Annotated in this window: 6 protein-coding genes; 3 read left to right on the top strand and 3 right to left on the bottom strand. The window is 56.2% G+C overall.

The window, feature by feature from the left end; all coding sequences use genetic code 11:
* Positions 1–130: 130 nt before the first annotated feature.
* Together ASD46_RS22760 and ASD46_RS22755 are read right to left on the bottom strand one after the other, a co-directional pair.
* Complete coding sequence (locus tag ASD46_RS22760; protein WP_236773618.1) at positions 131–1,390, bottom strand: DUF4038 domain-containing protein; 1,260 nt, start codon at positions 1,388–1,390, stop codon at positions 131–133.
* A 64-nt stretch (positions 1,391–1,454) separates the two neighbouring features.
* Complete coding sequence (locus ASD46_RS22755) at positions 1,455–2,654, bottom strand: glycosyltransferase family 4 protein (protein WP_060642738.1); 1,200 nt, start codon at positions 2,652–2,654, stop codon at positions 1,455–1,457.
* A gap of 270 nt (positions 2,655–2,924) precedes the next feature.
* Between ASD46_RS22755 and ASD46_RS22750 the strand changes: the two genes are divergently transcribed.
* From ASD46_RS22750 to ASD46_RS22740, 3 genes are all read left to right on the top strand, one after another.
* Positions 2,925–4,157 (top strand): polysaccharide pyruvyl transferase family protein, encoded by a 1,233-nt coding sequence (locus ASD46_RS22750; protein ID WP_060642737.1) that lies wholly within the window; start codon positions 2,925–2,927, stop codon positions 4,155–4,157.
* Between the two features lie 222 nt (positions 4,158–4,379).
* A complete protein-coding gene (locus tag ASD46_RS22745) occupies positions 4,380–5,891 on the top strand; it encodes an oligosaccharide flippase family protein (RefSeq protein ID WP_060642736.1) in 1,512 nt (503 codons plus the stop codon).
* A complete protein-coding gene (locus tag ASD46_RS22740) occupies positions 5,888–6,847 on the top strand; it encodes a glycosyltransferase family A protein (RefSeq protein ID WP_060642735.1) in 960 nt (319 codons plus the stop codon). The genes ASD46_RS22745 and ASD46_RS22740 overlap by 4 nt, the downstream gene beginning before the upstream one ends.
* 33 nt (positions 6,848–6,880) lie before the next feature.
* Here ASD46_RS22740 and ASD46_RS22735 read toward each other — a convergent pair whose 3' ends face one another.
* Entirely contained in the window at positions 6,881–11,164 is a 4,284-nt protein-coding gene (locus tag ASD46_RS22735) for a CheR family methyltransferase (protein WP_041694613.1), read from the bottom strand.
* Positions 11,165–11,852 lie beyond the last annotated feature (688 nt).

The following is an 11,852-nucleotide window of genomic DNA, read 5'->3' as shown; positions in this document are numbered from 1 at the left end:
GGGTGTCGAAATTAACGGCTACCCTACCCACCCCCGAACCGGATCGACTATCGAAAGAGCTAGGTTTGAGACCTTGACGGCGAGCGACCACAAATGAACGACCCGGCAGCGTGCGGCATCTTGCAAGTGATCATTCCTGTGTGGAGAGAACGGCGATCCAGTCCTGAAAGCCGAAAGCATTCGCCGATGCCGGCACCGTCACGTTACGAAGGCCGCTGCGGCCAAGACGCTCGATCGGTTCGATGTAAATTCCATTCGAGGGATCATACCAGCGAAGGGTTTTCTCGCCTGCCGCCAAACTGTCGAGATCGATCGCAACGGAAGGAGTGTCGAGATAGATCACGGCGAAAAACCCTTCCCTGTCGCGCGCCGCGAATGCGCCCGCATCGCTTTTCAGCAAGCTTCCCTGATCGGGTACGAGCTTCCACCATGCCAATTGTCTGAAAAGCGAGGCCAGATGGGTGATGCTTTGAGCACCACGGCTGTTCAGCGAACCTTGCCAGCTGTCCTTCGCTTCATAAAGCCCGGCGGCGGAAAAATGCCAGACCGGATTGTTGCCGAAGAGCTGACCGCTCGCGCCTGAAAGCAGCGCACCATAGGCGATAAGACGAACCTGACGCTCCTTCACATCGTTCTCGCCTTCATATGCGCCTTCGATGAGGAAAAAAGGGCGTCTTGGTCCAGATCGGTAACGATCCAGCACCTCCGCCGCGACATTGCTGTAAGTATAAACTGAATCGATATCGAGCCAGGAAGCGCCCCGCCAAAAATCGCTCGTCACGGTATCGGGATTGCCATGCACGGTCTGCAATGCCGAAAGATCAGTTTCAGCGATCCCCATTGCAACAGCCATGACCAGATTGCGATCGGGCGGATCGTAATCCCCGCCCTGCACCCAGATGATGTTGGGGTACTTCGCAAAACGCTGCCCGACATAGCGTCCATAAGCCCGCAGCTTTTCTGGCCCGGCCGCGACCATTTCCTGATACCATCCTTCGGGGCCACCGCGTGCGCCGCTATAGGCCGGACAGAGAAGCACCAGCAGGTTGTGGCTGGCGGCTGCCTTTATGACGGCTTCTGCCCTGTCGAAATAGGCCTCGTTTGGTTGCTCGAATGCATCGCCTGCGAAAGGTTTCTCGTTGTAGAAGTTCGCCGGCGCCTTGCGGGAGAACTGATGCTCGATCAACGATACAAGCACGGTGTTGAAGCCCTGCCGCTTTCGGGTTTCCAGATAAAATTCCGCATCGGGAATAGAGGTATCACCAATGAGCGACCACGCACTGTCGCCGACAATCAGGAACGGCAGACCCTTGCTGTCTTCAAGATAACGCCCGTCCTTCGACGTCTGCAGCGGAAAAACGGTATCCTGGGCGTTGCAGGTCGAAAACATGCATAGCCAAAAAAAGAAGACGCCACACAGATGTCCAAGTCGCCGCTGATCGCCGATCATCGCTTCAGAGCCGTTCACGAACGACGCGAAGCCAGTTTTTCAAGGGCAACGGCAGATAGGTTCGAAGGCCCGGCCTCAAACCGGCGGGAATAGACCAGTCCTCCATCCTGAGCACTGTTGACAGGCCAGGACGGTCGTTCAGTGTCATAGTGATGACTTCGTTGTAGCGTGCGGCCATCCGTTCGATGCTGAAGCGGTTCAGGACCATTTCCTTTCCCGCGATCGACATCCGCTCGAGAAGGTCGCGATCGGCATGCAAGCGCGCGATCGCATTGGCCGCTGCCGTATAATTGCCGATCGGGAACAGGAAGCCGTTTCGGCCCGGCTCGACAATCGTGTCCGTCACGCCGCGGATATGAGACACGACCGGGACGCAGCCGCCGGCCATTGCCTCGATCATCGTCATGCCAAGCCCCTCGAAGCGGGACGGCATGATGAGAACATCGTGACTGGCCATGATGACCGGTATGTCTGAAAGCTGAACGGATCCTGCGTAACTGACGCGATGGCCATGGCCGTCTAGCCGTCGCCTGAGCTTGCCCATATCCGGCCCATCTCCGACGATCGTCAGGCGCACGGCCTCGGGCGAGGCATCCAGTATCTCCCGCAGCCACATCACGCCTTTCGATGCATCTTCAATGCGGCCGACGAAGAGAACCTTGAGTTCCGGCCCTCGGTTGAAGCGCCGAACCGCCTGGCTCCGGAACGCATCGCTGTCCACCGCATTCGGGATTGCGTAGGTACGCTCCTTCGAAAAGCCGTTGCGCGCGACAAGGTCGGCGCGGCACCGCTCCGATACGCCGATCGTGACATGGGCATAGTCCCGGACCGAGCGCGCAGCCGCGTATGTTCCAGGCGAGATATTATGGACGACGAGAATACGCAGGATACCTTCTGGCAAATAGCGCGCGATATTTGTCTGCAACTGATCGCCTAGAACGTTGACGATCACACCGTCGAACCCTCCGTCTTCGATGGCAGTCGCCATTCGCCCTGCGCATTCGCGTTCGCTGAGATTGACGGGCATCCGCAGCAATTGACCGAAAGCCTTCTCACCCTGGAGATCGAAAGGCAGCCCGTATGTTTCCTTGCACACGCCGAGCCATCGCACGTCTATGCCATAGGCAGCGAGACCTTTGCGAAGATGTTTGAAGACGGAATAGGTGCCGCCGATATGGGGAAGAACAAAATAGGCAAGCTTCATGGGACACTCTCGCTCTTGCATCCACAACCATGCCGCAACGGATCGACGGCGGATGGTTCGAGTGGCTGCTAAGGCGACATACTAAAAAGCCACGGGATGACAGTCAGTTGCATCTTAGGCTTAGCTGTATCTTCCTTTGAGAGGTTTGCGTCAGTCAGACTATTCGTTTGGCGTAAGACGCAACCCGAATGTCGGTGTGGGGTCGGACTGCTCCAGCGGATATCAATGCCATATCGAGCGTGTCGGCGCCGGGCTGCGATTGGAAAATAAATGAGGATCACTCTCCTTGGACAATTTGGCTCTGGCAATTCGGGCAATGACGGATCGCTGGAAGCCATGCTCCTTTATCTGCGCAGGATGAGGCCCGATGCCGATCTGTTGTGTATCTGTGCAAGTCCGACAGTCGTAAGTGCGAAGTTCAATATTCGTGCGATGGGTGTTGGGGGGCCTCCCCTGACAAATGCATGGATGAGGCACCTGGACAAGCTGCTCGGCAAGGTGCCTTCACGGCTCATGCTATTGGTCAGTTCCCTCTTTAGTTTCGACAAGGCTGACCTGATGATCATACCGGGGACCGGCATCCTCGATGATTTTCAGGAAAAGTGGTTCGGCTGGCCCTTTGTCGTGTTTTGCTGGTGTCTCGTTGCACGCCTTCGCAACACACGGATCGCCTTCGTCAGCATCGGCGCTGGCCCGATGAAAAGCCGTCTCAGCCGCTGGTTCCTGCGCTCTGCCGCACAGATGGCCTCCTATCGATCCTACCGGGACGATTTCTCGCTCAACTACATGAAAACGATCGGTGTCGACGTGTCGCGAGACCACCGTTACCCCGATATCGCCTTTGATCTTCCTATTCCTGTGCCCCACCGGCAGAGCCCCGCCGACGGCGTAATGAGAATAGGCGTCGGCGTCATGGACTATCGCGGCTGGCGTCACAACGATCCCGAGGCCGCCAGGATTTACAAGACCTACATCCACAAGCTCTCACGGCTCGTGAGCTGGTTGATCGGTGAAGGCCATCGCATCACCCTTTTGATGGGAGACATTACGGACAGGGTCGCCTGCGCGGATCTGATGTTTCTGCTGACGGACATGCTCTCCGAGGACGAGTTGGCGCAGATCGACATCAGCGCGGCCGCAACGCTGCGCGATATCATGCAGCAGATGGCAGCAATCGACCTTGCGGTGGTGTCGAGATATCATGGAGTTGTCTGTTCCCTGAAGCTCGGAAATCCCACGATATCAATAGGTTATGCCAGAAAGTTCGATGATTTGATGAACGATTTCGACCAGGAGAAATTTGCCCGACACATCGACACGTTCGAAGTCGAGGAAGTTATCGAGCTGGTGAAGGAGATACTCGCTGGAGCCGGGGCGGTAAGACAGCGGATCGACCACGCCAATGATCGCTTCAAGCGCCAGCTTTCCGAGCAAGAGGCGCTACTCGGCCGGGAATTTCTCTCAACTGATGCCGTCGCAACGCCGCAGAGCGTTACGCCTTAGCAAAGGTGTCCCGCAGCCTAATGCTTTCGACGTAATACCGAGGCTCTTCACCACTCGACGGGAGTAGTCCGCACAATGTCGCACGCCCTTCAACGGACATTCTCCAAACGGCCTACACCTACGGATCCGGCTGCCATCCCAACGGTCAGATTTCCAAGATCCAAGTCCCCACTCTAGATTTGACGCTACCGTCGATTATCGGCGACGCTGTCGGAGCCCTCGATGCACAAAGTCCGCCGCGCCTTTTTCATGGCCATGCTGGAACAGCACCTCGGAATTGCGATCAATCTCGCTCTGATCGCGATCGTATCGAGACTATTGTCGCCGGCGGAAGTTGGCTTTGCCGTCATCGGCTACGGGGTGACATCGGTGATATTCGCCTTTCGCGAATTCGTTTCGTCCGATTTTCTCATTCAGCTCGATGTCGTTGAACGCGATGACATCAACACGTCGCTTACACTCTTGCTCCTCGTCAGCGGCATTCTCGGGATCGTTCTCTATCTATGCGGACCCTATCTGGCGATTTTCTACCACCAGCCCGGTCTCCAGCATTATCTTATCCTCGCAATTGCCGCCGTCATGGCCGAAAGCCTGGGCATGCCGGCATTTTCCATGCTGCGTCGCCGGCTGGCATTCGGCACCATCGCACGCGTCCGAACCATCGGCCTCGTGGCTATGGCTACCGTGACGATCTTCGCTGCCAGCAATGGATGGGGCTTCGTCAGCTTCGCGCTCGGCCTGCTCGTCGGCAACAGCGTTGCCAGCGCCCTTGCAGCCTATGCCGATCCGGCCCAGCGTACAGCACGCCTTTCGCTCAAGTCGTGGCGCCGTATGGCCGAATTCGGCCGTTACAGGGGCGCTGCAACCATCGTTGACAAATTATACGAGTCCCTGCCGCAACTGGTGCTCGGCTTTGCCATGACACCGACAGCGGTCGCGATCTACAATCGCGCCAATACCGTTTGCTCCATTCCCGATCGCATTTTCCTCTCGGCAATCTTTTCCTTCGCCTTCCCGGCGCTCGCCGCCGAAGTTCGCGAAGGTGGAGACGTCCGCAGGTCCTACCTGCGCGCCCTCAGTTACATCACCGTGCTGTATTGGCCGTCGCTGATCATGGTGGCCATTCTCGCCGATCCCATCGTGCGCCTTGCACTTGGAGACCAGTGGCTCGCCGCCGTACCGATCACCCGGATTCTCGCGCTTGCGTCGATCTTCTGGTTTCCCATGGTTTTGACAACGCCGCTGCTGATCGCTCTCAACGCCAACCGGGAGGCTTTTCTGGGCAATTTCGTCTGCCGCAGCGTCTCGGCAATTGTGCTCTGCTCTGCCAGCTTCTTCGGCCTCACCGCGGTAGCGCTGAGCCAGTTCGTCACGCTGCCCTTCCAGATGCTCGTCGCCTTCTATCTCGTCAGACGCCATGCGCACTTCAAATTACCCGAACTGTTCGCAGCCATCGGCCCGAGTGCCGCCGTGACCCTTGCCGCGATTGTGGGGCCGCTCGCCATATCTGCCTGGACGGGATTCCGCTTCGATTACTCCCTCGCCCAGGCTGGCGGCGCCGTCCTCCTTTCGGTGACAGGCTGGGCCGTTTGCCTGTTTCTTCTGCGTCATCCACTCGTCAGCGAAATACGTTCGACGCTCGATGCTTTTGCCGGGCGTCTGCGCAGGGTCGGAAAACCTCCTGCGTCGGCTTCCATTCCCGACACCGTCGTTCCCGCAGCGGTGGAACCATGAGCAGCATCGATATCGTCATCCCCAACTACAATTACGGTCGCTTTCTGGAGGGATGCGTAGAAAGCGTCCTTGGCCAGAACATCCCGGACATGCGTATCCTCATCATAGACAACGCCTCCACAGACGACAGTGTCGCGATCGCCCGGTCTCTCGCGGCAGCAAATCCCCGTATCGAAACGAGCCTGCGCCCAAGGAACCTCGGCGGTCACGCGTCTTTCAACGAAGGCATCGATTGGGCTCGGGCGGACTATTTCGCCATCATCTGCGCCGACGATGTCCTGTCGCCTGGAGCACTCACGCGCGCAATGGAGGCGCTCGACAACCACCCCGGCGCGAATATGGTGTTCGGCCGCACCGCCTTCTTCCGTGACGATGCCGATATACCATCAGGATTTCGCAGCGATGCCGATGGCATGCACCTTCATCGCGGCATGGACTTCATCGTCAGAATCTGCGTGACGGGACGCAGCCCGGTGCCGGGCCCACTCGCCGTTACCAGGACGCACATTCAACAACATGCCGGTCATTATCGGCCAGCACTGCGCCATACCGACGATGTCGAGATGTGGATGCGGCTCGCGGTACTGGGCGATATCGTCGAACTTGATGCCGTGCAGAATTTCACCCGTATCCACGGTGCGAACCAATCCGCCATCCTTGATAACGTGCTTGCCTGGAATACCGAAATCGAAGCCGCGCTCGAAAGCTTCTTTGGCAATGAAGGGGCTTTGCTTGCCGATGCCCAAACACTGCTAAGGCGCGGTCGCGCGAGCCTGAGCGACCGCGCCTATTGGTGCGCGCTTTCCAATCTGGTCCGGCGCCGGCCCGGCGCGGGTGCCCTTCTCGCACAGGCTTTCCGCCTGAGACCCGCTTCAGCATTTCTGCCACCGGTGAGTTATCTTGTGCGCCGACCTGATGCATTACATCGCATTCGCGCAGCGATCGCCCGCCGATAGCGATAGACCGGCCAAATTTTCGATGATGACGGCCTATTCTTCGGCATTCAGGACAAGCCGCAACAGCGCCGGCAACGAAGCGGATTTCGTTCGGCGCATGATTGATGCGCGATGGTTCTCGACAGTGCGCTGACTAAGCTTCAAATCAGCTGCAATAACCTTGTTGGCCTGCCCCTGAACAATCCGGTCAAGGATCTGGCGTTGCTTGCGAGTAAGCGTTGCCAGCGTGGCACGAGCCGTTTCACGCCGCTCTTCGCGCTCGTTTGCATCACGCGATCGCTCGAGGGCCGATTGCACGCTCCGATATATCTCCTGGTAAGAAAACGGCTTCTCGATGAAATCGGCCGCTCCATATCGCATCGCATTGATTGCCATACGGACATCGCTACGACCCGTGATCACAATCACCGGAAACCGATGATGTTTTTCTTTCAGTAAACGCAGCAACTCCATGCCGACCATGCCCGGCAGATACGCATCGACAAGCAGACAACCTGATCTGTCCGGCTGGTAATCTGCAAGATACTCTTCTGCCGATACATAGGTTGCAACCGTCCAGCCTTCTCCTTCGAAAAGAGCGCGCAAATTGTCCCTGATGTCCTGCTGGTCGTCGATGACTTCGATGAGCCGACCCGTCATCGGCCTCATGTATTCGGGTTCGCTTATGTGCACTACCCTCTCGTCGGTTTGGCGAACAACCAGGGTCTCGACGACCTGCACGACGTCCTTGAGTTTCGCCGGCTTGTGCAGATACGGAATTTCGTGCTGTGCAAAAGCCCTCAGGGCCTTGCTTGAAATATCGCCTGTGAGAATGAGCGCCGGAACATTTCGGCGGAGTGCTTGCCGGATATCTCCTATCGCAGCTATGCCATTCCCCCCGGTAGGGAGATTGTAGTCTGCGAGAATGACGTCGGGCGTGAACTGCAATCCTCGAACAATCGCGAGCGCCTCGGCAGCCGTAGAGGTCGCAGCCACCACATATCCAGTCTGCTCAAGTCCCATCTTGAGCAAATCACGCATGCCGTTTTCGTCTTCGACGATCAGAACCGACGCCCGCGACAGGGTAGCCGCTTGGTTCGAATGGTCATCCACTGGCGCAGGAAGTGGTACAAGCGGCTCACCGGCCGGTGCGTGATCGATCTCGATCATGAATGCCGAACCTTTATGCAGTCGTGACTGCACCACTACCCTTAGTTCGAGAAGCTCGCTGAGCCGCTTGACGATCGACAATCCCAGCCCCAAACCACGGTCTTCCGTTCCAGCAGGCGCATCGAGCTGGAGGTATTCCTGAAAAACATCCTCGATATGGTTTTCGGGAATGCCGATGCCAGTGTCCCACACTTCGAAGCGAACCTTCGTACCGCGCCGGCGACAACCGACCAGAATTTTGCCGCTCGTCGTATATTTCAGCGCATTGGACAGAAGGTTGCGAACGATCTGCTCGAACAGACGCGGATCGGTGCGAACGGCAAGGCTGGACGGCACGACATGGAGTTGCAGCCCGGCGGCCTGAGCGGGATAGTAAAATTCCTTGAAGAGCCTTCCCAGAAGATCGCCTATTGCAAAGCTCACGATCTGAGGTTCCACCATACCCGCTTCGATCTGGTTGATGTCGAGAACGGAGTTGAGTATTCCCAACATCGAGGACAGCGTCTCCTCCATCCTCTGAACGAAGGTGCGCGCCTGGCCTTCGCCCACGCTCTTTTCCAAAAGCCCCTGCAACAGCTTCAAGGTTTGCAGCGGCTGACGCAGATCGTGGCTTGCCGCAGACAGGAACTGCGACTTTGCCTCAGTCGCCCGCTCGGCGGATTTCTTTGCAGCCTCCCTGCTTTCCGCAACCTGTTTCTGGGCGCTCATATCGATGAATGTGATAACGACCCCGTCGACGGTTTCGCTCTCTCCGCGATAGGGTTTGACGCGGCGGACATACCAGCGGCCGTCAGGTCCTCCTATCTCCCTGTCGATTGTATTGCCGTCCTGGAGGGTCGCCATCGCATCGACTTGAAGCGTAATGTCGCCGTCAAAGCCGCTAAGGTCCGAGAGGGGGCGGCCGACATCGGACGATATAATCTTGAATACTGACCGGGTGGCTGGTGTAAAAAACCGTATACGAAGACTGGCATCCAGAAAGAGCGTCGGGACATCGGTGCTGTACAAGACGTTTTGCAGATCGTTGGAAACTGCACGCTGACGCTCCAGTGCTTCGTGCAATTGATTGTTGAGGGCTGTCAGCTCTTCATTGAGGGATTGCAGCTCCTCTTTCGAAGTAACGAGTTCCTCATTCGTCGACTGATACTCTTCATTCAGAGACAGTGCTTCGGCGGTGATCTGCTTCTGTTCTTCGCTGGCAATTTCCAGATTGCGTATGGCGCCCTGCAATTCCGCCCGTGTCTCCTCCAGTTCGAATTCCAGCTCGGTAATGGGCGACGCATCTGTCGTCGATGATTTCTGCGATCGGACAACCCTGTTGGCCTGCGCAGCATCTTCCACGAAACATATGAGGAACAGCTCTTCACCCTGACTGAACAGCGGTTCGACGTGAATGCTGAACTCGATATGCGCGCCGTTGCTGTCGAGTTTTGCATTCTTGGCTACGAATGGCTTCTGATCCCGGGTCGCACGATGGATCGCAGACCTGATCTTATTATGGATCGCCTTCGGTGTCATGGCGAACAGATCATGCGATGCCGGGCCTGAAGCGATCCGCAGGAACCTTGCTGTCGGGCCTATGGAGTAAAGATATTCATACTTTCGATTGACGAGGATCGCGGCGGGCACGTAGCTACCCAGCAGAACCTGGGCAACCGCGTCGGCAAGCGCACTGTGCCTCGACGCTGAAGTCACCTTTCCCAGCGAAGAGGGAATTCTGACATTTCCACCCGGAGCCACGCCGAAATTAAGATCACCGAAAACCGGCGGCCCGATACGCCGATATACCCGTTCGGTTTCCGAAATCAGCTTGAAACGGTCATCCATTCCGCCAACGGTTTCGGATTTTCCGACCAGTAAAATGCCGTTCTCCCGCAAGGCGAACCTGAAAAGCGACAAAACCTTGGCTTGGGCGTCCGCTTCAAGGTAAATCAACAAGTTGCGGCATGAAATCAGATCGATCCGTGAGAACGGTGGGTCGCTCAGGACATTCTGCACGGTGAATACCACCGCCCCACGCAGTTGCGTCGTCACGGTGTATCCGTTGTCATCCCTTACGAAATATTTTTCCAGCAAGTCCGTCGGCAGCGATTTGGTCGCCTCATGTGAGTAGTGTCCGTCTCTGGCAATTGCGACCGCCTCGCCATCGGCGTCCGAGGCAAACATCTGAAACTGGAGACGAAGGCCCATGGACTGAATGAGCTCGAGGAAGAGAATAGCCAGAGAATATGCTTCTTCCCCCGTGCTGCATCCAGCGACCCAGACCCGCACTGCTCCGTGAGCCGCTTTTGCGTGGAGAATATCCGGAATAATGGTGTCGCGTAGAAAGTCGAACACCTTCCCGTCGCGGAAGAAGCTGGTGACGTTGATCAGAAGATCCCTGACGAGATTTTGCCGCTCTTCTTCGCTGTTTTCGAGCATCTCAAGATATCGGTCAATCTCCTCGATCTCGATACCGAGAACCGCAATGCGTTTTTCGACACGGCGCTGCATCGTTCCATGTTTATAGGCCGAAAAATCATTCGCTGTGGAAACCCTCAATATCTCGATAATCCGGCCCAGCTGGGGCATTCGGCGCACCATCGAGTGATCGGCTCGAAGCCGCGACAACAGCGCAATATGTTTGGCGATGGCCGCAGGCATCTTTTCGACCGGTAAAACCGTAGCGCCAATGCCCAGCGAAATAACACTTTCGGGCATGCCGCCAAACTGTGCGTCTTGAGGCTCCTGGACTAGAACAAGTCCCTTGAAATCCCTGATCTGCTGGACGCCGGATGAGCCATCTGACCCCGTGCCGGACAGGACAGCTGCTATCGCCCACGGCCCGAATTCTTTGGCCATAGAACCCAAGAGAAAATCAAACGGCAGAGGTGCCTCATGCAGTTCACGCCGGGGCGACAGATATATCCTTCCTTCGTCAACCGACATCAGGAATTTTGGTGGAATGACGTAGACGTGCTCGGGCTCTATCAATGCAAGATTGACAGCCTCGGTCACGACCATATTCGTTTCGCTCGCCAGAAGTTCTGCGAGCATGCTTTCATGCGACCGGTCAAGATGCTGAACGAGAAGAAACGCACAGCCGGTTTTTTCAGGCAACGCCTTGAGCAGGGATCTGAACGCATTCAGTCCACCAGATGAAGCTCCGACGCCGACAATCGGGAACATCCTAACGGGACTTGCTTCCTGTGACCCGGACATCGGACCGGTGTCTACCTCGAAAGTAGAGGGAACCTTGTTACTATCCGCGCCGCGTTCCGTCATATTCACTCTCGTTAAAATTGACGCGCATTCCAAACAGAAATCGACCCTTACGAAGCGTCAGGGGGTGGAGGGTCAACGAAGTCTTGAAAACGGCCAACACGGCCTTGAGATCATTCGTCAGTGATAAATATTCACCACGCCCCGTTATATACGGGGTACAGTGTGTCGAATTGTCTTGAGGCGCAATTTGAAAATGCGATTAACACGCATAGGTTGCCGACATCAAAAACAAGAGCAACAAAGGTTGATGATAAATCAATCCAGCAAATATTATAATTCATCCAATATAATTAGACGCGGCCCGCGAAGAATGACGTTGGTGTGATCGAAATTCCATTTCACCGGTTCTCGTGCGCCTGCTGGCATTTTTACGTCATGCCAGATTGAACACCGTCTCGAAATCTCAATCAAAAGTGAGTAATTTCCGAGCCTTTTCCAGTTGAGATACTCCATTGTAGGATGCCGGAGTAGAAATTCGGGTAGTGCCACGTCTATTGCTTTCTGGCCGACATTAAATTCCGAAAAATCCAGACCGCAATTCAGATCATCTCTTCCGAAGTTCCAGATTGATGACGACGTTCCGGGTTGAATT

Origin of the sequence: Rhizobium sp. Root491 (genome assembly GCF_001427205.1) — a bacterium.
GTDB lineage: Bacteria > Pseudomonadota > Alphaproteobacteria > Rhizobiales > Rhizobiaceae > Agrobacterium > Agrobacterium tumefaciens.
The sequence above is the reverse complement of the archived record's forward strand: the minus strand, read 5'-3'. Positions and strand labels throughout refer to the sequence as shown.